We start from the raw sequence: 23,213 nt of genomic DNA, 5'->3' as shown, positions 1-23,213 counted from the left end.
CGACATGACCACGAACCTCGCGACCTACTCGGTCGTGCTGACGTACTCCGCGATGGCGGTCTACGTCATCGCGTTCATCTCGTTCGCGCTGGACATGGCGAAACGCTCCGGCGAGGTCACGGCAGCGGCGAAGGACGCTGGTGCGGACTCGGACGACGCTGCGGCGACCGCCTCGGTGGGCGCGGCCCGCTCGGCGAAGACCGTCGCCACCGTCCGGGGCGGCACCGTCGTGCTCGAACCGGTCGCGGCACCCCCGGCGAACGCCGGCGGCTCGGCCGCGCGCGGCACGAAGTTCGAGCGCGTCGGCATGGCCATGACGATCCTCGCGCTGGTGCTGCACGTCGCATCGGTGGTCCTGCGCGGCATCGCGGCCGACCGTGTGCCGTGGGGCAACATGTTCGAGTTCTCGCTCACCGGCACGGCGCTCATCACGCTCATCTTCCTGCTCGTGCAGTTCTGGCAGAACCTGAAGTTCCTCGGCGTCTTCATCACCGGGCTGACGATCATCCTGCTCGGCATCGCGACGGTGAACTACTGGGTCCCCGTCGTGCCGCTGCAGCCGGCGCTGCAGTCGTACTGGCTCGTCATCCACGTCTTCGTGGCGATCGCCGGCACCGGGTTCTTCGCGCTCGGTGCGGGGCTCGCGGTGGCGCAGCTCGTGCAGACGTACCGCCAGGGCCGGACCGCCTCGGGCAAGCTCCGCTTCATGGCGACCCTGCCGGACGCCGACCGCCTCGAGGTCCTGACCTACCGCGTCCTGCTCGTCGGCTTCGTCCTCTGGACCTTCACCCTGATCGCCGGTGCGGTCTGGGCGGAGCGTGCCTGGGGCCGGTACTGGGGTTGGGACACCAAGGAGGTCTGGACCTTCATCATCTGGGTCGTCTACGCCGGGTACATCCACGCCCGTGCGACCCGCGGCTGGCGCGGTGCGCGGTCGTCGTGGCTGGCGCTCATCGGCTTCGCGGCCGTGATGTTCAACTTCTCGGTCGTCAACGTCTTCTTCAAGGGCCTGCACAGCTACTCGGGCCTGTGAGCGACGCGCGTCACTGACGCGGCTCTGGTCGCGACCAGGACCGGACGGGAGGCACGGTGCCAGCTGGCACCGTGCCTCCCGTCCGTCGTCCGGTCGCGTGCAGGGCCGGGGGGACGGGTCTACGCGGCGGCCAGTACGGCGTGCACCCGCGCCACGCGCGCGAGCCACCACGCCGTGCGCTCCGGCGACGCGGCGTTCCGGTCGAGCAGGTCCGCCGACACCGCGACCCGTCGCACCGGCACGCGGCCCGCGACCGGCAGCAGCGGGTCCGCGGTGACGTCGGACGCGAACATCGCGGCGGTCCCGAGCCCGGCGGCGTACCCCGGGGACATCGCGGCCGCGGCGAGGAACGCGCCCATGCCGAGCCCCACCGAGGTGTCGAGCGCGCTGGAGACCACGCACGGCAGCCCGGCCTCGGCGATGACCGTCCGCGCCGCGGTGATGCCCCCGAGCGGTTGTGCCTTGACGACCAGGACGTCAGCCGCTCCGGCTCGTGCGACGGCGAGGGGGTCGGCGGCCTTGCGGACGCTCTCGTCCGCGGCGATCCGCACCCCGAGGCCGTCGATCCGTGCCCGCAGCGCGGCGAGCTCCGGCACGGTCCGACAGGGCTGCTCGGCGTACTGCAGGTCGAAGGGGGCGAGGCGTTCGAGCGCCTCGGTGGCCTGGTCGACGCTCCACAGCCCGTTGGCGTCCACCCGGACGGCGGCCGTGGGGCCCATCACCCGTCGGACCTCGGCGACCCGGGCGACGTCGTCGTCGACGGTGGTGCCGGGTTCGGCGACCTTGACCTTGGCGGTGGTGCACCCGGGGTAGCGCGTGAGCAGTGCGGCGACCTGGTCCGGGGCGATCGCCGGCACCGTGGCGTTCACCGGCACCGAGTCGGCGGCGGCCTCGTGCGTGGTCCAGCCGAAGTCGATCGAGCCCCGGAGCCACGCGGCGGCCTCGGTGTCGTCGTACTCGACGAAGGGTGAGAACTCGGTCCAGCCCGAGGGGCCGCGGAGGACGAGCGCCTCGCGCGTGGTGATGCCGCGGAACCGCACCCGCATGGGCAGGGCGACCACGTGCGCGTCGGCGGTGAGTTCGGCGAGGTCGGGGAGCACGTCGGCCATCCTCCCACCGCACCCAGGGCACCTGCCGGTTCCTCGGAGGGGACCGCCAGGGCAGGGCATTAGCATGCATCGGTCGGCCCCGGTCGGCACTGGTCACGACCCGGATCGAACCGTCCGGAACGAGGGAGGCGCGGTGGCGCGGGAACCGCAGCAGCGTGCGCAGCGCCCCGGTCGCGACACCGACGAGTTCGCGCGGCTCATGCAGCAGAACACCGTCGACGTCCGCCAGACGGCGGGTCGGAAGCGCCGCAGCCCGATCGTCGGCAAGATCGCCCTCGGCCTCGCGGTGGTGTCCGCCGCGGTGGACGCCAGCGCCTTCGCGGTCTTCATGGGCGGTGACACCGAGTTCGCGTTCGGGATCTGCTTCGTCGTGGTCTTCCTGACCCTCATCGCGGCGGTGCTCGGCTTCGTCGCGGCCGTCGGTGGCCTCGGCCGGTGGTACGGGGCGATCGGTGTCGTGGTGGCCTTCTTCGCCAACCCGGTGATCCTCATCGTGATCCTGGTGTTCGTCGCACCCGAGGTCCTGACCGGCATGGGCGCCTGACCGGCGGCGGTACGTTGGGGGCATGGCTGCTCCCGTCTCCGACCTGTTCGACCCCGACGTCTGGACCGCGGCTCCGATCGCGGAGCAGTTCACGGACATCACGTACCACAAGCACGTCTCGAAGGGGATCGTCCGGGTCGCGTTCGACCGGCCCGAGGTACGGAACGCCTTCCGTCCGCGCACCGTCGACGAGCTCTACCGGGCGCTCGACGACGCCCGCCAGGACCCCCGCGTCGGCGTCGTCCTGCTGACCGGCAACGGCCCGAGCCCGAAGGACGGCGGCTGGGCGTTCTGCTCCGGCGGCGACCAGCGCATCCGGGGGCGCAGCGGCTACCAGTACGTCGGCGACGAGGGTGCGCCGCCCGAAGGAGTCGACCCCGCGGCCGCGCAGGCGTCGATGGGACGACTGCACATCCTCGAGGTGCAGCGCCTGATCCGCATGATGCCCAAGGTCGTCATCGCCGTGGTCCCCGGTTGGGCAGCCGGCGGCGGGCACTCGCTGCACGCGATCTGCGACCTGACCATCGCGAGCGCCGAGCACGGCAGGTTCAAGCAGACCGACGCCGACGTCGGGTCGTTCGACGGCGGGTACGGCAGCGCCTACTACGCCAAGCAGATCGGCCAGAAGTTCGCGCGCGAGGTCTTCTTCCTCGCGCAGGAGTACTCGGCGCAGCGTGCGTACGAGATGGGTGCGGTGAACGCGGTCGTCCCGCACGAGGACCTCGAGCGTGAGGCGATCCGCTGGGGCGAGATCGTCCTCGGCAAGTCCCCGACGGCGATCCGGATGCTCAAGTACGCGTTCAACGCCGTCGACGACGGCATGGTCGGGCAGCAGGTCTTCGCGGGCGAGGCGACGCGGCTCGCCTACGGCACCGACGAGGCCGTCGAGGGCCGCGACTCGTTCCTCGAGAAGCGCGCCCCCGAGTGGACGTCGTTCCCGTGGCACTACTGAGCCCGGCGGTGCCGGCATGACCCGTCCGCTGGTCGCGCTGGGCACGTCGGATCCGCTGGCGGTGCTCCGCGACCTGGAGGCAGCGCTCGCCGGCGGCCCCGCGCTGCTCCCCGTCGCCGAGGGAGCACCGGCGCTGCCGACCCCGCCACCGGCCGAGGTCCGGCAGCGGGTCGCACTGGTGGTCGAGACGAGCGGGTCCACCGGCACCGGCAAGCGCGTGGCCCTCTCGTCCGAGGCGCTCCTCGCTGGTGCCGCAGCGGCGGACGCAGCGCTCGGCGGACCCGGCAGCTGGGTGCTGGCGCTGCCCACGCACTACATCGCGGGCCTCAACGTCCTGACCCGCTCGATCGCCGCGGGGACGACGCCGGTCGTCGTGGCACCGGGGCACTTCGACGCCACGGCGTTCGCGGACGCCGCGGACCAGCTCGTCACCGGCCCAGCGGCTCCCCGTCGCTACACGTCGCTCGTCCCCGTGCAGCTCGCCCGCGTGCTCGACGACGACCGCGCGACGGCTGCACTGGGCAGGTTCGACGCGGTCCTCGTCGGCGGGCAGGCGACCCCGGCGGCGCTCCGCGAGCGAGCGGTCGCCGCGGGTGTGCGCATCGTGACGACCTACGGCGCCAGCGAGACGAGCGGCGGCTGTGTGTACGACGGCGTGCCGTTCGGGACCGTCCGCACCGCGGTGGTGGATGACGAGCTCCAGTTGGCGGGTCCGATGCTCGCCGAGGGGTACCTCGGCGACGAGGACCGCACGGCCGCGACGTTCGTCGACCGCGACGGTCTGCGCTGGTACCGCACGGGGGACGCCGCGACGGTGTCCGACGGGGTGGTCCGGGTGCTCGGACGCCTCGACGACGTGGTGATCTCCGGCGGCGAGAAGGTCCGGCTCGGCGCGGTGGAGCGGCTCGTGCGCGACCTGCCCGACCAGCACGGCGCAGTCGTCACCCGACGGGCCTCGGGGGAGTGGGGCGAGGTGCCGGTCGTGGTCACCGAGCGACCGCTCGACCTCGACACCGTCCGGTCCCACGTGGGCGACGCCCTCGGCCGAGCCGCACGTCCGGCCGCGGTGGTGGTGGTCGACCGGCTGCCGATGCTCGCGTCCGGCAAGCCCGACCGGCGGGCGATCCAGGACCTGGCGTCCTCGTAGGCCCTCGCGTCGGCACCGCGGTGCAGTGCGACGCGGCGCGGATAGGATCGGTGGTCGTGGCACGAACGAAGAACACGACGCACAAGCAGGGCCGCTCGGGCAACCCGGCCAAGGCTGCGACCCCGGTCCGCTCGAAGCGCCGGGCGACCGCGCGGGACTGGATCGGCGGGGCACGACTCCGCACGCTGACGCTCGGCGTCGTCCCCGTGGTGCTCGGCACCACCGTGGGCTTCGTCGACAGCGGCACCACGAGCGACTTCGGCGCGTTCCTGGCGCAGGACGGGCACCTCGCCATCGCGCTGCTCGCCCTGGCGGTGGCACTGTTCCTGCAGATCGGCGTGAACTACAGCAACGACTACTCCGACGGGGTCCGCGGCACCGACGAGTACCGCGTCGGCCCCGCTCGACTGACGGGGGCCGGGCTCGCGAAGCCCCGCACGGTGCTGACCGTCGCACTGACGTTCTTCGGGCTGGCAGCCGTCGCCGGGATCGTCATCGTGGTGCTCACCCAGCTGTGGTGGCTGCTGCTCGTCGGCGCCGCCGCCATCGTCGCCGCGTGGTTCTACACCGGCGGCAAGAAGCCCTACGGGTACAACGCGCTCGGCGAGGTCTTCGTCTTCGTGTTCTTCGGACTCGTCGCCGTGCTCGGCACCCAGTACGTGCTCATCGGCCAGGCCACCACGAGCGGATGGGCCGCCGCGGTCGCCGCCGGGTTCTTCGCCTGCGCGGTGCTGATGGTGAACAACATCCGCGACATCGACGAGGACCGTCTCGCCGGCAAGCGCACCCTGGCCGTCGTCGTCGGACGACCGGTGGCACGGGTGCTGTACGGCCTGTTCCTGCTGCTGCCGTACGTCGTGCTGCTCTGGTTCGTCCTGCTCTACTTCCGCACGGGCTTCACGTACTTCTCGCTGCTGCTGGCCCTGCCGGCGCTCGCGATCGGGGTGTCGTCCCGCAAGCCCCGTGAACTCATCACGGCACTGCAGCTGTCGTCGTTCGCCTCGCTGGTCTTCGGCGTCGTGCTCGGCATCACGCTCGCCGTCCAGCCGTAGGACTCCGCCGGACTACTCCGCGTCGGTGTCCCGGCGCGCCGCGTGCCGGTCGGCGTCCGACACCGGGCGCACGGTCGGGGTGTCCGCGGCGTCGGTGTCCGCCGCGTCGACGAAGTCGTCCTCGAAGTCGGTGTCCGCATCGCGCTCCGGGCCACCGCGGCGGTTCGCCAGGCTCAGGGCGACCTTGGTGCGGAGTCCGGCGAGCGCGATGTAGGACACCAGCAGCCCGACGAGGGCGGCGATGATCGTCGCCCAGTACCAGGGCATCGGGGTCAGGAGCCGGAGGAGCACGAGCGCCGCCGCGAAGATGCCGAGCCGGGCCAGGGTGTACAGGAGCCACGCTTTCACCCTGCGAGTCTACGGACGGCCGACCGGCAGGGTCGTCACAGGCTCGCGACCTAGACTCCTGGGCATGGTCCGCTTGTGGTTGATCGTCGTCGTCGCCGCTGTCGCCTTCACGGTGTACGCGGCCATCGACTGCGCGACGATGCCCCGCGAACGTGTCCGATCCCTCAGGCGCGGTGTCTGGATCCTCCTCGTGATCGTCCTCCCCGTCCTCGGTGGGGTGCTCTGGTTCCTGCTCGGCCGCTCGCCGGCGTCCCCGGGCACGACCGCCCGGTACCGTGGACCCGAAGACGACCCGGACTTCCTCGGCACCACGCCCGTTCCGGGGAACACCCTCACGGACAAGGACCAGGACGACGCGACCCTCCGAGACCTCGAAGACCAGTTCCACGACCGAGACGACGACGGCCGCACCGATCGCTGACGGTCCCGCCGGATCGGGCAGTCCGGCGACGGACGCCGCCCTGACGCTGCTGCAGGAACTCGTGCGCGCCGGCGTCACCGACGTCGTCGTCAGCCCGGGCTCACGATCCCAGGCCCTTGCGCTCGCGGCCGTCGCCCTCGAGCGAGCCGGCGGCCTGACCGTCCACGTCCGGCTCGACGAGCGCACCGCCGGGTTCTTCGCCCTCGGGCTCGCGGTGGAGTCCGGCCGACCGGCCGCGGTCGTGACGACCTCGGGCACCGCCGTCGCCAACCTGCACCCCGCCGTCCTCGAAGCGCACCACTCCGGTGTCCCGATGATCGTGCTGAGCGCCGACCGGCCGGACGAGCTCCGCGGCATCGGCAGCAACCAGACCACCGTCCAGCCGGGGATGTTCGGCGACGCGGTCGCCTTCGTCCGCGACGTCGAGGCGCCCTCTGCGCACGGAGCCGACGCCTCGGTGCGTGCAGCGCTCCGCGACCTCGCCCGCCAGGCCGTCGCCGCTGCCGCCGGACACACCGGGCAGCCGGGGCCGGCGCAGCTCAACGTCGCGTTCCGTGAACCCCTGTCCGCCGGCCTCGACGCCGACCGCGTGCAGGGCGTCCCCGACGACGAGGTCGACACCGCGTTCGCCACCCGTCGTGCGCACGGCGGACTCCCGGTGGCCGAGCTGTCGCCGGACGACGAACCGGGCACGGTCGTCATCGCCGGGCACGACGCCGGCGAGGACGCCGAGCGCATCGCGTGGGAGCTCGGCGCGCCCCTGCTCGCCGAGGTCTCCAGCGGCGCACGGTTCGGCCGGAACCTCGTCGTCACCTACCGCGAACTCCTGCGCGACCAGGACTTCGGCGGTGTGGTCCGTCGTGCCGTCGTGCTCGGCCACCCCACCCTCAGTCGCGAGGTCCCGGCGCTCCTGCAGCGGCAGGGGGTCGAGACGTTCGTGGTCCGCGGACACGCGGCCGATCCCTTCGACCCGGCCCGCGCCTCCCGGCCCTCCGACACCACCTTCGTGTCCGACGTCCGCGTGACGGGCCGGACCCGGCCGGAGCACCGTGCGTGGGTCGGGCGCTGGGTCGGCGCGAGCCGGCAGCTGCTCGGCGACGGTGACGCCGGACCCGACCTCGGTGCCAAGCGGTCCCCGGACCGTGCCGAGCGCAACAAGTTCCTGCGCGACGAGGTCGCCCTCCGCCGCCGACCCGTCGACCGCGCGATGCTCGCCGACGCCGTGTGGGGCGTGACGTGGCCGCACGACCGGCTCGTGTTCGGCGCCTCGCAGATCATCCGCGTCGCCGACGGGCGCGTGCTCGGCAAGAAGATCCGGGTGCACGCGAACCGCGGGCTCGCCGGCATCGACGGCACCGTGTCGACGGCCCTCGGGATCGCCGCGGCCCTCGAACAGTCGTCGGCGTCGGTCGGCACCACGCGCGTGCTGCTCGGCGACCTGACCCTGCTGCACGACCTCGGGGCGTTCGTCACCGGGACAGAGGAGCGCACGCACCGGGTCCAGGTCGTCGTCGGCAACGACCACGGCGGCGCGATCTTCCGCGGGCTCGAGGTGGCACGCACCACTCCACCAGAGGACATGCGCCGGATGATGTCGACCCCGCAGCACGTCGACGTCGAACGGGTCGTGACCGGCCTCGGTTGGGAGTACCGCCGCGCGGAGACGTGGGGCGACCTCGAGCGGGTGCTCACCGACCCGGCCGAGCGCGTCGTGATCGAGGTCCCGCTGGCCGACTGACGCGTGGCCGCCGCGCCGCTCAGGCCAGCGCGTCGGTGACCGGTCGGAACTTCAGAGCGGTCTCGGCGACCTCGCGTGCCGGTTCCGACCCCGCGACGACGCCCGCGCCCGCCCAGGCCCGGACGGTGCCGTCGTCGTCGATGCGGGCGCTGCGGAGCGCCAGCATCCACTCGCCGTCGCCGGTGGCGCTCATCCAGCCCACCGGGCCGGCGTAGCGACCGCGGTCGACGCCCTCGAGCTCGGCGACGAGCCGGACGGCCACGTCGGTGGGGGTGCCCGCGACCGCGGCCGTGGGGTGCAGGGCGTCGGCGACGTCGAGCGAGGTGGTGTCCGGCGGCAGGGTCGCCTGCACGTCGGTCGCCAGGTGCCACAGGTTCGGCAGCTGCAGCCGGAACGGCTCGGGGTCGGCGCGCAACTCGGTCACGAGCGGGCGGAGCGAGGCGAGCAGGCTGTCGATCGCGAACGCGTGCTCGTCGACGTCCTTCGCGCTGGCGGCGAGGGCCTCGGCAGCGGCACGGTCCGACACCTCGTCTTCGCCGCGTGCGGCGCTGCCGGCCAGCACCCGCGCCGTCAACCGGGTGCCGTCGGTGCGGGCGAGCGTCTCGGGGGTCGCACCGACCAGGCCGTCGACCGCGAAGGTGACGCACTGCGGGTAGGCGGCGGCGAGGTCGAGCAGCAGGGCGCGGTGGTCGGCGTCCGCTGGCATCCTGCCGACGAGGTCGCGGGCGAGGACGACCTTCTGCGCGCTCCCGGCGGCGATGCGTCGCACGGCCTCGGCGACGTTCGCGGCGTAGGCGGCCTCGTTGATCCGGCCGGGGTGCAGCGCGACGGAGACGTGTGGTCCGACGTGGGGGACCGGCACCGAGGTCCGCGTGAACGTGAGCGGCTCGGCGCCGACGGTCGTGTCGATCGCCGTGAGCCAGGCCTTGCCGCGCCGTCGGCCGATGACCACGCGCGGGACGATCAGGACGCTCTCGTCGGCGGAGTCGTCGGCGAAGGCGAAGGAGCCGAACGCGACCAGGCCGGAGCCGCGCAGCTGCACCGGGTCGTCGACGACGGCCGACTCCACGACGGTGCGCCAGACCGCGGCGGCGTCGCGCATCCGGTCGGGGCCGGTGAACGTGAACCGCAGCGCCTCCCCGATGCCGACGATGCCGTCACCGTTCCGGACGAAGGCCAGGGGGCGGTCGCGCAGGGTGTGGCGGAGGACGGTGCCCGGGTCGTCGAGGATCCGGGTGGAGACCGTCAGCGGGGGCGCCGCCGTGGTGGTTCGGGTCACGGCTCCGATGCTACGCGCGGTCGGTGGACCGCCTGGCCGCTTGCCCGACGAGTGGGCCGTTGCTGCGAGTCCGGTGAACGTACGGTCGGGACCTCTAGGATTGGTCGGGTGAGCAGAGCGGACCTGAACAAGCGGCCGGACGAGGTGGCGGCGATGTTCGACGACGTCGCGGCCAAGTACGACCTCACGAACGACATCCTGTCGGCGGGCAACGCACCGCTGTGGCGTGTCGCCACGGTGCGAGCGGTCGACCCCCAGCCCGGCGAGAAGGTCCTCGACATCGCCGCGGGCACCGGGACGAGTGCCGCGGCCTTCGCGAAGAAGGGGGCAGAGGTCAGCGCGCTCGACCTCTCCGCCGGCATGATCGCGGTCGGTCGCGAGCGGCACCCCGAGATCACCTTCGTCGAGGGCGATGCCGAGCACCTGCCCTTCGACGACGACACGTTCGACGCCGTCACGATCTCGTTCGGGCTGCGCAACGTGAACGACCCGAAGCAGGCGCTCGCCGAGATGCTGCGGGTCCTCAAGCCCGGCGGCCGAGTGGTCATCTGCGAGTTCTCGACCCCGCCGCGTGCGTTGCTGCGCCTCGGCTACGGCACCTACCTGAAGCGCGTGCTCCCGGGCATCGCGAAGCTCTCGAGCAGCAACCCCGCCGCCTACCGCTACCTCGCCGAGTCGATCGACGCGTGGCCGGACCAGCAGGTCCTCACCCAGTGGCTGCGCGGCGTCGGCTTCTCCGTGGTCGCCTACCGGAACCTCACGGCCGGTATCGTCGCACTGCACCGTGGCCGCAAGCCCGTCGCCGACACGGTGCGCGAGTCCGCGGCCCGTCGTGCGAAGGCACGCCGCGACCACCAGACCACCGGCGAGCAGCCGCGCGTCGACCCGGCCGACGACTGACCGGTCACCATCCCCCGAAGACGGAGCAGCACTTGAATCCGAGCGTCCCGGTCGCACGTCGCGCGCCGAGCCTCCGCGCCTCGCTGGGCATCGGCGAGCGGTTGTTCGCCACGCCCGCCGACCGCCGCTTCATCGCCGCCGTCGACGACGGTCTCGAGCTCGTCGAGCAGGGGCTCGAGGACGCCATGCGGTCCACGGACACCCTCGCCGACACCACGAGCCGCTACCTGCTGTCCGCGGGCGGCAAGCGGATCCGTCCGACGCTGACGCTGCTCATCGCGCAGCTCGGCGACGGGGTGACCGCCGCCGTGGTCAAGGCCGCCGTCAGCATCGAGACGACCCACCTGGCGTCGCTCTACCACGACGACGTCATGGACGAAGCGCCCGTCCGCCGCGGGGTCCCCGCAGCGCAGATCACGTACGGCAACAACGTCGCGATCCTGACCGGCGACCTGCTCTTCGCCCGCGCCAGTCTCATCACCGCCGACCTGGGCACCGAGGGCATCCGGATGCAGGCCGAGACCTTCCAGCGCCTCTGCATGGGGCAGCTGCACGAGACCACCGGCCCGCAGCCCGACGACGACCCGGTCGAGCACTACATCCAGGTGCTCAGCGACAAGACCGGCTCGCTCATCGCGACCGCCGCCCGCGCCGGTGTCATGTTCTCCGGCGCCGACCGTGCCTACCTCGACGCCGTCGGGACCTTCGGCGAGAAGGTGGGCGTCGCCTTCCAGCTCGTCGACGACGTCATCGACCTGGCACCGGCGACGGACAAGACCGGCAAGATCGCCGGCAACGACCTCCGTGCCGGCGTCGACACGTTGCCGATGCTGCACCTGCGTCGGCACGCGGCGACCGACCCGGCGGCGCAGGACCTCGTCCTGCGCATCGAGCGCGACGTGAACGGCGCCCCGGACGACGCGGTCGGCTCCGTGCCGTACCAGTCGGCCGTCGCCGCACTGCGTGACCACGAGGCGACCGCGTCGACGCGCACGGTCGCGGTCCGCTGGGCCCGCGAAGCCGTGGACGCCCTCGCCCCGCTGCCCGACGGCACCGTCAAGCGGGCACTCACCCGCTTCGCCGACTCCGTCGTCGACCGCAGCCGCTGAACACCACCCGCGACCGGACGACCCCACGGTCGCCGCGCGGGACGCACCACCGGGAGCACCCCACCCGAACGAACTGGAGACGATCAGTGCCCACCCTCCGAATCGCCATCGTCGGCGCCGGACCCGCCGGCATCTACGCCGCGGACATCCTGCTGCGCGAGGCCCACGGACACGACGTGTCGATCGACCTGTTCGAGCAGCTCCCCGCGCCGTACGGACTCGTCCGCTACGGCGTCGCCCCCGACCACCCGCGGATCAAGGGCATCGTCAACGCCCTGCGCGACGTGCTCGACCGCGGTGTCGTCCGGCTGTTCGGCAACGTCCGCTTCGGCGAGGACATCACCCTCGAGGACCTCAAGAAGCACTACAACGCGGTCGTCTTCTCGACGGGCGCGATCAAGGACGCCGACCTCGACGTCCCCGGCGTCGACCTCCGGGGCTCCTACGGTGCCGCCGACTTCGTCAGCTGGTTCGACGGTCACCCCGACGTCCCGCGCACCTGGCCGCTGACCGCGGAGAGCGTCGCGGTGATCGGCGTCGGCAACGTCGCGCTCGACGTCTCCCGCATCCTCGCGAAGCACGCCGACGACCTGCTGCCGACCGAGATCCCGGCGAACGTGTACGAGGGCCTCAAGGCGTCGCCCGTCACGGACGTCCACGTCTTCGGCCGCCGTGGTCCCGCCCAGGTCAAGTTCACGCCGCTCGAGCTCCGCGAGCTCGGCGAGGTCCGTGACGTCGACATGGTCGTCTACGACGAGGACTTCGACCACGACGAGGCGTCGAAGACCGCGATCGCCACGAACAAGCAGGTCATGGTCATCAACCGGGTGCTCGAGCAGTGGCGCACCCGCGAGACCGGTCAGGCGAGCCGGCGGCTGCACCTGCACTTCTACGCGAAGCCGACCGAGTTCGTCGGCGACGAGCAGGGCAACCTCACCGCAATCCGGTACGAGCGCACCCGGCCGAACGGCGAGGGCGGTGTCGAGGGCACGGGCGAGATCCGTGAGATCCCGATCCAGGCGGCCTACCGCGCCGTCGGCTACTTCGGTTCCCCGCTGCCCGGGCTGCCGTTCGACGAGCGCCACGGCGTCATCCCGAACCACGAGGGCCAGGTCCTCGACGACGACAACCAGCAGATCCCGGGCGTCTACGCCACCGGGTGGATCAAGCGCGGTCCGGTCGGGCTCATCGGGCACACGAAGTCCGATGCCATGGAGACCGTGCAGCACATCGTCAACGACCAGGCGAGCTGGTGGACGCCGGAGGACCCCTCCGAGGGTGCGATCCCGGCCCTGCTCCGCGAGCGTGGCGTCGAGTACACCGATCTCGAGGGCTGGCACCACCTGGACACCCACGAGCTCGCGCTCGGTGCTGCCGAGGGCCGTGAGCGCATCAAGGTCGTGCCCCGTGACGAGATGATCGACGTGTCCCTCGGTCGCGTCGACGTGCCCACGAACTGACACCGATGACCGACACGCGCCCCGTCCCGCCCACCGCGGTTCGGGGCGCGTCCGTGTCCGGCGTGCGACTGCAGGGCGTCGACGTCGCGCGGGCCGTCGCGTTGCTCGGCATGATGGCCGCGCACATCGGCGGCATCGCGGACCAGCTCGACTGGTCCGATCCGTCGACGTGGTCCGCCGTGGCGCACGGGCGCCCGTCCACGCTGTTCGCCGTCCTCGCCGGCGTCTCGATCGGCCTGACGAGCGGTCGCACGACTCCGCCAGGGCCCCGGACGATCGGGCGGGTCCGGGCGCGCCTGGCGATCCGCGCCGCGGCCGTCGTCGCAATCGGGTTCGTGCTCATCGCCCTGGACACCCCGGTCTACGTCATCCTGCCGACGTACGGAGTGCTGTTCCTGCTGGTGATCCCGGTGCTCCGGGTCCGCCCGGCGTGGCTCCTCGCCATCGCGGGCGCCTGCGCCGTGTTGTCGCCGATCGTCGCTGTCTCGACCGCACCGGCCTACGCCGACGCGGGCATGGTCGGACAGCAGCTCGGCCTGGTCTACCCCGTGGTCACCTTCCTGGCGTACGTCCTGGTCGGTCTCGCCGTCGCCCGGGCCGGGCTGGAGATGCGGGGCACGCAGGTCGTGCTCCTCGCATCCGGCACACTGGTCGCCGCCACCGCGTACGTCGTCGGCACGGTCCTCGCGCCGCTTCCGTCGGGGGCCGCGTTCGCGTTCCCGGGGGTCCCGTACGCCGCCGAGGGCAGCACGCCGGCCGAGGCCCTCGCCCAGCTCTTCCTGTCACCGCGCGACCACTCGTCGACGACGGTGGACGTGGTCGGCACCGCGGGGGTGGCGGTGGCGGTCATCGCGCTCTGCACCCTGGTGTTCGACGGGCGCGGGCGGGTCGCCGAGCGGATCGCGTTCCCGCTCGCCGCCGTCGGGTCGATGCCCCTGACGATCTACTCGGGACACCTCGTGGTGATCGCGATGCTGCCCGAGTACCCGGAGTCGGCCGAGGCGTGGGGCTGGTTCGCGCTGGGCTCGGTCGTGTTCGCGATGGTCTGGCGCCGGTTCCTCGGCCGGGGCCCGCTTGAGCGGGCCGTCGCGGCCCTGGCGTCCACCGTCCCGATGCGCTGAGCGCTCCTGCCGGGCCGATCCGGTCCCGGAGCGCTGCCGCACGGTGCAGCGTTGTTCATTCACCGCGGGCTTGCCCGCTGGGTGCCCCGCTGTGGCGACGCACCGTGCTGCCAAGGTCGCACCGGGTGGAGGACGACGCACCGTGCGCGGCAGAGACGAGCCGCGCCTCCCGTCCGCACCGTGCGTGGGAGGTTGCACGGCGCCCTGACCTGGTCGGAGCGCTGCCGCACGGTGCAGCGTTGTTCGTTCACCGCGGGCTTGCTCGCTGGGTGCCCCGCTGTGGCGACGCACCGTGCTGCCAAGGTCGCACCGGGTGGAGGACGACGCACCGTGCGCGGCGGAGGTGAGCCGCGCCTCCCGGTCGTCCGCTACTGCAGCGCTGCCGTGAGCCGCGCGACGTTGTCGAGCACCTTGGACCGGCGCGGACGGTCGACCCACTCGTCGAGCGTCAGCTCGAAGCTGTGCTCCTTGTAGGCGTCCTGCACCTCGCGCAGGGCATCGACGAAGCGGTGGCCCCGGACCATCACGGAGACCTCGAGGTTCAGGCTGAACGAGCGCATGTCCATGTTGCTCGACCCGATCACCGACACCTCGTCGTCGATGGTGAAGTGCTTGGCGTGCAGGATCGTCGGTGCCCGGTAGAGCCAGATCCGCACGCCGGCGCGGAGCAGTCCCTCGTAGTACGAGCGCTGCGCGTGCCACGTCATGGCGTGGTCGCCCATCTCGCCGACGAAGAGCTCGACCTCGACGCCGCGCTGGGCGGTCGTCGTGATGGCGTAGAGCATCGAGTCGTCCGGCACGAAGTACGGCGAGGTGATCGACACCTTCTTCTGTGCCGAGTAGAGCAGCGCGTTGAACAGGCGCAGGTTGTTCTCGCCGTCGAACCCGGGCCCGGACGGCACCACCTGGCAGTCGAGGGCGTCGCCGCGGTCGGCCCGCTGGACGGGGTCGCTCTCGCGCAGGAGCAGTTCGTCGGTCTCGCTGTACCAGTCGGTGACGAACAGTGCGTTCAACCCCGCGACGACCGGTCCCTCGAACCGGGCGAACAGGTCCTTGTAGACCATGCCCTTCTCGATGTGCGACTTGATGTCGTACGAGGGGTCGATCAGGTTCTGCGACCCGGTGAACGCGACCGAGCCGTCGATGACCATGATCTTCCGGTGGTTGCGCAGGTCGGGGCGCTGGAACTTCCCCTGCAGCGGCAGCAGCGGGAGCATGAGGTGCCACTCGATGCCGGCGCGGTCCATGAACGCCAGCGTGTCCTTGTACCCGGGGTAGCCGCGGCTGGCCCAGTGGTCGAGCAGGAACCGGACGATGACGCCGCGGGCCTGTGCACGGGCGAGCGCGTCGAAGAACGGTCGCGTGGTGTCGTCGAGCGTCGCGATGTAGAACTCGACGTGCACGAACCGCCGCGACTGCTCGATCGCCCGGGTCATCTCCGCGATCGACTCCTCGGAGTCGGGGTAGAGCTCCGCCGAGTTGCCACCGACCAGCGGCATCGCGCCGAGTTCACGGTTCAGTGTGGTGATGCTCTCGAGCCACAGCGGCCACGGGTGGTCACGGCGCACGCGTTCGATGCCCTCGGTCTGCTCGAGGATGTACGCGTTGATCTCGGTCTGCTTCTCACGCCGGGCACGCGGCAGCTTCGTCGACCCGATGACCAGGAAGACGATGAAGCCGATGTAGGGGATGAGGAAGATCGCCAGCAACCAGGCGGTCGCCGTCTGCGGCTTCCGGTTGATCGGGACGTAGATGATCGAGAAGACGCGGATCGCCAGGTCCAGCAGGACGGCCAGGACCGTGATCGCGACGGTGAGCCAGTGCTCCACGGACGTCAGCGGAAGTTGATGTACTGCAACGGGACGTCGAACTCTTCACCCTTGAGGAGCTGGATCGTGTTCTGGAGGTCGTCGCGGCTCTTCGAGGAGACCCGCAGTTCGTCGCCCTGGATCTGGCTCTTCACGGTCTTCGGGGCGTTGGCCCGCAGGAACGCACCGATCTTCTTCGCGACGTCCTGCTCGATGCCGTTCTTGAACTTCACCTCGATGCGGTACTCCTTGCCCGAGGGGTAGGGGTCGCCGGCGTCGAGGCTCTTCAGGCTGATGTTGCGCTTGATCGCCTTGCTCTGCAGGACGTCGAGGACGGCCTTCGCGCGCTCTTCCGAGTTCGCCTTGATGAGGACGTCCTCGCCGCTGAAGGCGACCGACGCGTCCGCGCCCTTGAAGTCGTACCGCTGCTCGATCTCCTTGGCCGCCTGGTTGAGGGCGTTCTCCGCCTCCATCTTGTCGACCTTGCTGACCACGTCGAAGGAACTGTCTGCCATGCCGGACAGCCTAACGGCGGACGGGAGGCCCGGTTCGGCTCCGGCGGTCGGCTCGCGGTGGTCACGACCACCGTTCCGGATCCGCTATGCTTTTGTGCGCGCCTTCGGTTGGTGATCACACCGGCTGGGTGCGCATGGCAAGTTACCCAAGCGGCCAAAGGGATCTGACTGTAAATCAGCCGGCGTAGCCTTCGGGGGTTCGAATCCCTCACTTGCCACCATCGCGAAAGCCCCGTCCGGGTCGGACGGGGCTTTCGTCGTCCCTGGCAGGATCGGTGCATGGCATCCGACTGCACACCGTCCCAGTTCGCCGACCTCGCCGAGACGATCGCGCGCGAAGCGGCCACGCTCGCCGCACGACGACGGGCCGAGGGCGTCGAGGTCGCCGACCGGAAGTCGAGCATCGTCGACGTGGTCACGGCGGCGGACCGCGAGGTCGAGGCGCTCATCCGCGCCCGGATCGCCGAGGCCCGGCCGGACGACGCGTTCCACGGCGAGGAGTCCGGCTCGGCGTCGGGGGAGTCGGGCATCACCTGGGTCGTCGACCCGATCGACGGCACGGTGAACTACCTGTACGGCAGCGCCGAGTACGGCGTGAGCATCGGCGTCGTGCGGGGCTCCGCCGACCCGATGACGTGGGAGCCGATCGCCGGCGTCGTGGTGGCCCCCGCGACCGGGGTGGTGTTCCGTGCCGCCGCCGGACAGGGCGCCACCCGCGACGGCGTCCCCCTGTCCGTCAGCGCTCCGGCCTCGCTCGCCGAGACACTCGTGGCGACGGGCTTCGGGTACACGGCCGACCGGCGCCGTGAGCAGGTGTCCGTGCTCGCCGGGCTGATCGGCGAGGTGCGGGACATCCGGCGCGGGGGAGCGGCGTCGCTCGACTGCTGCGCGGTCGGGACCGGGGTCGTCGACGCCTACTACGAGCGCGGGATCAACCCGTGGGACATGGCCGGCGGCTCCGTCGTCGCGCGCGAGGCCGGAGCGTCGGTCCGCATCTGGGAGGCCGGCGGCACCCGTTCCTTCCTGTTCGCGAGCCCCGCGGTGGCCGACGACCTCGAGGCGCTGCTGCGCGGGCTGGAAGCGGAGGCGCTCGGCATCTGAGGTCCGTCGGTCCCTCGGTCTGGGGGTGCCCGGTGGACATGACCACGACTGGCGACGTGCGACGACGTTTGCTACCGTGCTCAGGTCCCGTTATCTGCTCGTTACCAACGAGCGCGCCCCTTCCCCGATCAGGATCGCCACCGCACGCATGCCCCACTCCCCACTGACGTCCGTCCCCACCGGTCCCGTCGACGCCGCCACCCCGGTCGTCCACCTGACCCGACGAGCACGGATCGAGGCGGAGCGAGCGGCTGCGAAGGGTGCTCCCGTCACGCAGGACCACGCGCAGGACGTCGCAGCCGACCGTGCCGCGGGCCCGTCGTTCGACGAGGTCGTCGGGCTGACCACACCGTCGTCGGCCGCCGCTCCCGTGTCGCCGATCGACCTCGCACCGGTGTCGCCCGCGCTGCCCGAGTCGGCGGTCCGTCCGGCCTCGCGCATCACGACGCCGCCGGCTCCCACCTCGCCGGACGTCCGCGCCACGGCGCCGCACACCGCGACGGCTGCAGCGGAGTCCGTCGCGCCCCAGCCCCGCCGTGTCATCGGCCAGGTCCCGGCGTCCCGTCGGCGGACCGGCCGTGCCGCACCGGCCGTGCAGGTCGACCGCGCCACCCGGCACATCGCGGCCAGCCGCACCGCCGCCGTGCCCGCCCCGGCTCCGGCCGCCCGGAAGCAGGGTGCCTCGTTCCGCCGTGCGGCCTCGCGCGTGACGGCCGTCGGTGCGCTCCTCTTCGTCGCCGGTCTCGTCGTCTCGACGTCGCTGCCCGCCCAGGCGCTCTACGTGCCGGAGACCGGCTCGACCGCGGCCCGGTCGACGGCGAGCGGTGCGACCCAGTCGATGAGCGTCAGCGCCGCAGCCGACGGGTCGACGAGCCGCGACCAGTACACGGTGTCGGACGCCACGCAGTACAAGAACGTCGACGCCTCGAGCTTCACCAACGACCCGACCGGCACGATCCAGTGGCCGTTCCTCACCGGCGTCCCGATCACCTCCGGCTTCGGCGGTCGTCAGGTCGCGGGCTGCTCGTTCTGCTCGACGAACCACATGGGCGTCGACTTCGCTCCCGGCGAGGGCACCCCGATCCGGGTGATCGCCGCCGGCACTGTCATCAAGGTCCAGGCGAACGACGGCGGCTTCGGCAACGACGTCTGGGTGGAGCACGACGTCGACGGCAAGCAGTTCGTCAGCGTGTACGGCCACATGGAGGACAACTCCTTCAAGGTGGTCACCGGTCAGCAGATCGAGGTCGGCGACGAGCTCGGGCTCGTGGGCAGCACGGGCAACTCCACGGGCCCGCACCTGCACCTCGAAGTGCACGTCGACGGGGTCCCCGTGGACCCGCTGGCCTGGCTCCAGACCAACGCGAACTAGCGGTCGCCGACGCGGCACGCCCGGGCGTCTCGCCCGGTTCCGGAGCAGCGTCGGAGGTCTGCTATCCTCGGGTGGTGCCGTTCGCGGCACATCGCCCCGATAGCTCAGTGGTAGAGCACCTCCATGGTAAGGAGGGGGTCGTCAGTTCAATCCTGACTCGGGGCTCCGACCCGGTGCGCGTGTCGCTCCGGATCTCTGGCGGGGTAGCTCAGTTGGTTAGAGCACACGACTCATAATCGTGGGGTCGCGGGTTCAAGTCCCGCCCTCGCTACAGCAAGCCCGGCGATCTGTTCGCCGGGCTTTCGTCGTTCCCGCGCTGCGTCGTTCCCGCGCTGCGTCGTTCCCGGGCTGCGTCGTTCCCGGGCTGCGTGCACAGCGGTGCGGACGCACTTCGGCTGTGCACTTGGCCAGGTGTGTGCCAGGAGGCGCGTGGCGGACGCGCCCCGGGCCTCCCGTCCGCCCTGGGATCGGCCCTACAGCGCGGAGTGCGACCCGGTGTCGGTCCGCGTCTGCAGCACGCCGGCCGCGCGCAGCGCGCGCTCGATCGCCGCGTTCACCTCGTGCCAGGCAGCTCGTCGCCGGCTCGCGCCGATGCTGCCGCCGGAGACGGCCGTGCCGTGTCCGCGGTGCCGCAGCGTGATCGTGGTGGACGCCCCGGTGACGGTCGTCGACAGCTCGTAGCGGCGGAACTCGCGGGAGGGGTGCACGAGCGCGCCGAGCAGGATCGTCAGCAGCCGGTTGCCGGTCGTCGCGGTGAGGGTCCCACCGGTCGACTCGACGTGGTGTCCCGCCGTGCGGAGTGCCGCGCCGGCGACCTCCATCGCGGTGCACCGGTCGCCCGTGTGCACGGCGAACTCGGTCCTGGTGTCCATCGTTGCTCCCCCGTCCCCTGATCCGGTGTCGCGACCGGACCGCCGATTCCCCCGAACCGGCCCGGCAAGCCTAGCCGATGCATCCTCAGCATCGACAGGCCCCCGGACGGGCGTCGGTAGACTGCCGACGTGTCAGTGAACCCCGAGCTCGTCGGCAGGACGTTCCCGCCGGCCCAGCCCTACCTGGTCGGTCGCGAGAAGGTGCGCGAGTTCTCGCGCGCGGTGTTCGCGACCAACCCCGTCCACCACGAACCCGACGCGGCCCGCGCCGCCGGGTACGCCGACGTCGTCGCCCCGCCGACCTTCGCGGTCGTCGTGCAGGAAGCCACGCTCGCGCAGCTCCTGGCCGAGCCGGACGCCGGCATCGACTTCTCCCGTGTCGTCCACGGCGAGCAGTCCTTCACCTACGACCGGCCCATCGTGGCCGGTGACGAACTCACCGCGACCCTGACCGTCACGAGCGTCAAGACGCTCGGCGGCAACGCGATGGTCACGGCCCAGAGCACCATGAACGACGCCTCGGGGGAGCACGTCGTCACGGCGACGTCCACCCTCGTGGTCCGAGGAGACGACGCATGACCGCCGCACCCGCCACCGCGATCGAGGTCGGCACGGTGGTCGCCGAGCGCGAGGTGCACGTCACCCGCGACTCGCTCGTCCGCTACGCCGGCGCCTCCGGTGACTTCAACCCGATCCACTACCGCGACGACGTCGCCACCTCGGTCGGCCTGCCGGGCGTCCTCGCGCACGGCATGCTCACGATGGGCATCGCCGTGCAGCCGGTCTCCGAGTGGCTCGGCGACAGCGGCTGGGTCGCGGGCTACGGCGTCCGCTTCACCCGCCCCGTCGTCGTGGACCCGGAGCAGGGCGCGACCATCGGCATCGTCGCCAAGGTCGGCACCGTCGACGACGACGGCCGACCGAAGCGCATCGACCTCACCGTGACCGCCGGCGGGCAGACCGTGCTCGGCAAGGCGCAGGTCACGGTGGCGTTCCGCTGACCGTGCACGAGCCGGTGCTCGCCGACCTCACGACGCTCGGCGTCGGTGGGGCGGCCGCGCGGCTGCTCACGGCCACGACGACCGACGAGCTCGTCGACCACACGCGCACCGCATGGGACGACCACGAGTGGCTGGTCCTCGGCGGCGGCAGCAACGTGCTGGTCGCCGACTCCGGCTTCGACGGCACCGTCGTCCTGGTCCGCACCACGGGGGTGGACGCCGACACGGACGCCGACGGTGTCACCGTCCGTGTCGCGGCCGGCGAACCCTGGGACGCGTTCGTCGCCACCACCGTCGCGAACGGCTGGACCGGCCTGGAGGCCCTCAGCGGCATCCCGGGCACCGTCGGCGCCGCCCCCGTGCAGAACATCGGCGCCTACGGGGTCGAGCTCTCCGACGTGCTGACCCGGGTCGAGTTCCTCGATGCGGCCACGGGGGAGCGCACGTGGGTGCCCGCGGCCGAGCTGGCGCTCGGCTACCGCACGTCGACCCTCAAGCACGGACGCCGCGGTGTCGTGCTGACGGTCGAGTTCCGGCTCGGCACGGCGGGGGAGCACGGCGTGCCGGTGCGGTACGCCCAGCTCGCCGGTTCGCTCGGGGTCGACCTCGGTGCCCTCGTGGAACCCGCGACGGTCCGCGACGAGGTCCTGCGCCTCCGCGCCTCGAAGGGCATGGTGCTTGACTCCGACGACCGGGACACCTGGAGCGCCGGGTCGTTCTTCACGAACCCGATCGTGTCCGCGGCCTTCGCCGAGACCCTCCCCGCCGACGCGCCACGGTGGCCGGCCGGCGACGACGTCAAGCTCAGCGCCGCCTGGCTCATCGAGCACGCGGGGGTGCACCGGGGCTACGCCGTGCCGGGGTCGCGCGCGGCGATCTCGTCGAAGCACACCCTGGCCCTGACGAACCGTGGCGGCGCGACGGCGGCCCAGGTGGCCGAGCTCGCGCGCTACGTGCAGGTGACGGTCCTGAACCGCTTCGGGGTGGCGCTCGTGCCGGAACCCGTGGTGGTCGGCGACCTGCTCGACTGAACGAACCGGCACGACCCGGCCACGGGCCTCCCGGAACGGCGAACGGGCCACCTCGACGAGGCGGCCCGTTCTGCGTTCTGCGGGGTGTCGTGGGCGCGGCGACTACGCGAAGAACTTCGCCAAGCGGGCCACACCCTCGGCGATGTCGTCGTCGCCGAGCGCGTACGACAGGCGCAGGTAGCCGGACGGACCGAAGGCCTCGCCCGGGACGACCGCGACCTCGGCGTGCTCGAGGATCAGGTCGGCCAGCTCGAGGGTCGTCGTCGGGGTCGAGCCCGCCCACTCGCGACCGAGCAGTGCGGTGACGTCGGGGTAGACGTAGAAGGCGCCCTGTGGGGTCGGCGTGACGAAGCCCGGGATCGCGTTGAGCCCGGCGACGATGGCCTGGCGACGGCGGTCGAAGGCCTCGCGCATGGCCGCCACCGGCTCCTGCGGCCCGGTGAGCGCGGCGATCGCGGCGCGCTGGGACACGTTCGACACGTTCGACGACAGGTGCGACTGCAGGTTCGACGCGGCCTTGACCGCGTCGGCGGGACCGATGAACCAGCCGACGCGCCACCCGGTCATCGCGTAGGTCTTCGCGACGCCGTTGACCAGGATCGTGGTGTCGGCGAGGGCCGGCACGGCGTCGAGGATGCCGGTGAAGCGGAGTCCGTCGTACACGAGGTCCTGGTAGATCTCGTCGCTGATCACCCAGATGCCGTGCTCGAGTGCCCACTCGCCGATGGCCGTGGTCTGCTCGGCGGTGTAGACGGCGCCCGTCGGGTTCGACGGCGAGCAGAACAGCAGCGCCTTCGTCTTCGGGGTGCGCGCGGCCTCGAGTTGCTCGACGGTGACGAGGTAGCCCTGGTCGCTGCCGGCGAAGACCTCGACCGGCTCGCCACCGGCCAGGCGGATGGCCTCGGGGTAGGTGGTCCAGTACGGGGCGGGGAGCAGGACCTCGTCGCCGGCGTCGACGATCGTCTGGAACGCCTGGTAGACGGCCTGCTTGCCGCCGTTGGTGACGATCACCCGCGACGGGTCGACGGTGATGCCGGACTCGCGTGCGGTCTTCTCGGCGATGGCCTGCTTCAGCTCCGGCAGACCGGTCGCCGGCGTGTACCGGTGGTTCTTCGGGTCCTGTGCGGCCTCGACCGCGGCGACGACCACGTGGTCGGGCGTGGCGAAGTCGGGTTCGCCGGCGGCGAAGGAGATGACGGGTCGGCCCGCGGCCTTCAGGGCCTTGGCCTTCGCGTCGACCTTGAGCGTCGCGGACTCGGCGATCGCCGCGATGCGGGACGCGATGCGCGGCCGATCGGTC

General features: G+C 71.9%; 23 protein-coding genes and 3 tRNA genes. 19 read left to right on the top strand and 7 right to left on the bottom strand.

What is annotated here, in order from left to right; all coding sequences use genetic code 11:
* The first annotated feature begins 4 nt into the window (after positions 1–4).
* Positions 5–1,033 (top strand): c-type cytochrome biogenesis protein CcsB, encoded by a 1,029-nt coding sequence (ccsB, locus tag GVL05_RS16250; RefSeq protein ID WP_123292338.1) that lies wholly within the window; start codon positions 5–7, stop codon positions 1,031–1,033.
* Between the two features lie 119 nt (positions 1,034–1,152).
* Here the strand turns inward: ccsB and GVL05_RS16245 are convergent, their stop codons facing one another.
* Positions 1,153–2,142: an o-succinylbenzoate synthase gene (locus GVL05_RS16245; RefSeq protein WP_159573804.1), complete on the bottom strand. Its 990-nt coding sequence runs from the start codon at positions 2,140–2,142 to the stop codon at positions 1,153–1,155.
* A gap of 133 nt (positions 2,143–2,275) precedes the next feature.
* On the opposite strand from GVL05_RS16245, the gene GVL05_RS16240 reads away from it, so the two are divergent.
* The 4 genes from GVL05_RS16240 to GVL05_RS16225 are packed head-to-tail and all read left to right on the top strand — an operon-like array spanning position 2,276 to position 5,837.
* Entirely contained in the window at positions 2,276–2,686 is a 411-nt protein-coding gene (locus GVL05_RS16240; protein ID WP_123292094.1) for a hypothetical protein, read from the top strand.
* A 22-nt stretch (positions 2,687–2,708) separates the two neighbouring features.
* Positions 2,709–3,638, top strand: a complete 930-nt coding sequence (locus tag GVL05_RS16235; RefSeq protein ID WP_111084280.1) for a 1,4-dihydroxy-2-naphthoyl-CoA synthase — start codon at positions 2,709–2,711, stop codon at positions 3,636–3,638.
* A 16-nt stretch (positions 3,639–3,654) separates the two neighbouring features.
* The gene (locus tag GVL05_RS16230) at positions 3,655–4,785 is read left to right on the top strand and encodes an AMP-binding protein (RefSeq protein ID WP_159573803.1); all 1,131 of its coding nucleotides are present in this window, start codon (positions 3,655–3,657) and stop codon (positions 4,783–4,785) included.
* 50 nt (positions 4,786–4,835) lie between these two features.
* Entirely contained in the window at positions 4,836–5,837 is a 1,002-nt protein-coding gene (locus GVL05_RS16225) for a 1,4-dihydroxy-2-naphthoate polyprenyltransferase (protein ID WP_159573802.1), read from the top strand.
* A gap of 12 nt (positions 5,838–5,849) precedes the next feature.
* On the opposite strand, the gene GVL05_RS16220 is transcribed toward GVL05_RS16225, so the two are convergent.
* A complete protein-coding gene (locus tag GVL05_RS16220) occupies positions 5,850–6,185 on the bottom strand; it encodes a DUF4229 domain-containing protein (RefSeq protein ID WP_123292098.1) in 336 nt (111 codons plus the stop codon).
* 64 nt (positions 6,186–6,249) lie between these two features.
* On the opposite strand from GVL05_RS16220, the gene GVL05_RS16215 reads away from it, so the two are divergent.
* Both GVL05_RS16215 and menD read left to right on the top strand, forming a co-directional pair.
* Positions 6,250–6,606, top strand: coding sequence for a PLD nuclease N-terminal domain-containing protein (locus GVL05_RS16215; protein WP_159573801.1), 357 nt, complete (start codon positions 6,250–6,252; stop codon positions 6,604–6,606).
* Positions 6,599–8,344, top strand: coding sequence for a 2-succinyl-5-enolpyruvyl-6-hydroxy-3-cyclohexene-1-carboxylic-acid synthase (menD, locus tag GVL05_RS16210; protein ID WP_159573808.1), 1,746 nt, complete (start codon positions 6,599–6,601; stop codon positions 8,342–8,344). The genes GVL05_RS16215 and menD overlap by 8 nt, the downstream gene beginning before the upstream one ends.
* Before the next feature lie 19 nt (positions 8,345–8,363).
* On the opposite strand, the gene GVL05_RS16205 is transcribed toward menD, so the two are convergent.
* A complete protein-coding gene (locus GVL05_RS16205; RefSeq protein WP_159573800.1) occupies positions 8,364–9,623 on the bottom strand; it encodes an isochorismate synthase MenF in 1,260 nt (419 codons plus the stop codon).
* Between the two features lie 108 nt (positions 9,624–9,731).
* Between GVL05_RS16205 and GVL05_RS16200 the strand changes: the two genes are divergently transcribed.
* The 4 genes from GVL05_RS16200 to GVL05_RS16185 all read left to right on the top strand — a co-directional run bounded on the left by GVL05_RS16200 (position 9,732) and on the right by GVL05_RS16185 (position 14,213).
* Complete coding sequence (locus GVL05_RS16200) at positions 9,732–10,523, top strand: demethylmenaquinone methyltransferase (RefSeq protein WP_111084274.1); 792 nt, start codon at positions 9,732–9,734, stop codon at positions 10,521–10,523.
* Between the two features lie 32 nt (positions 10,524–10,555).
* Positions 10,556–11,632 carry a polyprenyl synthetase family protein gene (locus tag GVL05_RS16195; RefSeq protein ID WP_159573799.1) on the top strand — a complete coding sequence of 359 codons (1,077 nt, stop codon included), beginning with the start codon at positions 10,556–10,558 and terminating at the stop codon, positions 11,630–11,632.
* Positions 11,633–11,718: 86 nt separating this feature from the next.
* The gene (locus GVL05_RS16190) at positions 11,719–13,092 is read left to right on the top strand and encodes an FAD-dependent oxidoreductase (RefSeq protein ID WP_123338847.1); all 1,374 of its coding nucleotides are present in this window, start codon (positions 11,719–11,721) and stop codon (positions 13,090–13,092) included.
* A 5-nt stretch (positions 13,093–13,097) separates the two neighbouring features.
* Positions 13,098–14,213 (top strand): heparan-alpha-glucosaminide N-acetyltransferase domain-containing protein, encoded by a 1,116-nt coding sequence (locus tag GVL05_RS16185; protein WP_159573798.1) that lies wholly within the window; start codon positions 13,098–13,100, stop codon positions 14,211–14,213.
* A 368-nt stretch (positions 14,214–14,581) separates the two neighbouring features.
* On the opposite strand, the gene cls is transcribed toward GVL05_RS16185, so the two are convergent.
* Together cls and GVL05_RS16175 are read right to left on the bottom strand one after the other, a co-directional pair.
* Positions 14,582–16,042, bottom strand: coding sequence for a cardiolipin synthase (gene cls, locus GVL05_RS16180; protein WP_159573797.1), 1,461 nt, complete (start codon positions 16,040–16,042; stop codon positions 14,582–14,584).
* Between the two features lie 5 nt (positions 16,043–16,047).
* Entirely contained in the window at positions 16,048–16,536 is a 489-nt protein-coding gene (locus GVL05_RS16175) for a YajQ family cyclic di-GMP-binding protein (protein WP_111084269.1), read from the bottom strand.
* A gap of 136 nt (positions 16,537–16,672) precedes the next feature.
* Between GVL05_RS16175 and GVL05_RS16170 the strand changes: the two genes are divergently transcribed.
* The 5 genes from GVL05_RS16170 to GVL05_RS16150 all read left to right on the top strand — a co-directional run bounded on the left by GVL05_RS16170 (position 16,673) and on the right by GVL05_RS16150 (position 19,280).
* Positions 16,673–16,757, top strand: a tRNA-Tyr gene (locus tag GVL05_RS16170).
* 58 nt (positions 16,758–16,815) lie between these two features.
* Positions 16,816–17,637 carry an inositol monophosphatase family protein gene (locus GVL05_RS16165; RefSeq protein WP_159573796.1) on the top strand — a complete coding sequence of 274 codons (822 nt, stop codon included), beginning with the start codon at positions 16,816–16,818 and terminating at the stop codon, positions 17,635–17,637.
* Between the two features lie 148 nt (positions 17,638–17,785).
* On the top strand, positions 17,786–19,009 hold the full coding sequence (locus tag GVL05_RS16160) for a M23 family metallopeptidase (RefSeq protein WP_159573795.1): 1,224 nt from the start codon (positions 17,786–17,788) through the stop codon (positions 19,007–19,009).
* A 93-nt stretch (positions 19,010–19,102) separates the two neighbouring features.
* Positions 19,103–19,174, top strand: a tRNA-Thr gene (locus tag GVL05_RS16155).
* A 32-nt stretch (positions 19,175–19,206) separates the two neighbouring features.
* Positions 19,207–19,280, top strand: a tRNA-Met gene (locus tag GVL05_RS16150).
* A gap of 202 nt (positions 19,281–19,482) precedes the next feature.
* Here the strand turns inward: GVL05_RS16150 and GVL05_RS16145 are convergent.
* Positions 19,483–19,881: a hypothetical protein gene (locus GVL05_RS16145; protein WP_131845699.1), complete on the bottom strand. Its 399-nt coding sequence runs from the start codon at positions 19,879–19,881 to the stop codon at positions 19,483–19,485.
* Positions 19,882–20,010: 129 nt separating this feature from the next.
* Between GVL05_RS16145 and GVL05_RS16140 the strand changes: the two genes are divergently transcribed.
* Genes GVL05_RS16140 through GVL05_RS16130 form a run of 3 tightly spaced genes read left to right on the top strand, consistent with a single transcriptional unit; the run spans position 20,011 to position 21,913 of the window.
* Positions 20,011–20,460 (top strand): MaoC family dehydratase N-terminal domain-containing protein, encoded by a 450-nt coding sequence (locus GVL05_RS16140; protein WP_123292106.1) that lies wholly within the window; start codon positions 20,011–20,013, stop codon positions 20,458–20,460.
* Entirely contained in the window at positions 20,457–20,882 is a 426-nt protein-coding gene (locus GVL05_RS16135) for a MaoC/PaaZ C-terminal domain-containing protein (protein WP_131921749.1), read from the top strand. The genes GVL05_RS16140 and GVL05_RS16135 overlap by 4 nt, the downstream gene beginning before the upstream one ends.
* A 14-nt stretch (positions 20,883–20,896) precedes the next feature.
* Positions 20,897–21,913, top strand: coding sequence for a UDP-N-acetylmuramate dehydrogenase (locus GVL05_RS16130; protein ID WP_235036023.1), 1,017 nt, complete (start codon positions 20,897–20,899; stop codon positions 21,911–21,913).
* Between the two features lie 102 nt (positions 21,914–22,015).
* Here GVL05_RS16130 and GVL05_RS16125 read toward each other — a convergent pair whose 3' ends face one another.
* On the bottom strand, positions 22,016–23,197 hold the full coding sequence (locus GVL05_RS16125) for a pyridoxal phosphate-dependent aminotransferase (protein ID WP_131921844.1): 1,182 nt from the start codon (positions 23,195–23,197) through the stop codon (positions 22,016–22,018).
* Positions 23,198–23,213: the final 16 nt, after the last annotated feature.

It is taken from the genome of Curtobacterium sp. 18060 (genome assembly GCF_902706105.1).
Lineage (GTDB): Bacteria > Actinomycetota > Actinomycetes > Actinomycetales > Microbacteriaceae > Curtobacterium.
This window is presented reverse-complemented; position numbering and strand designations above follow the sequence as displayed.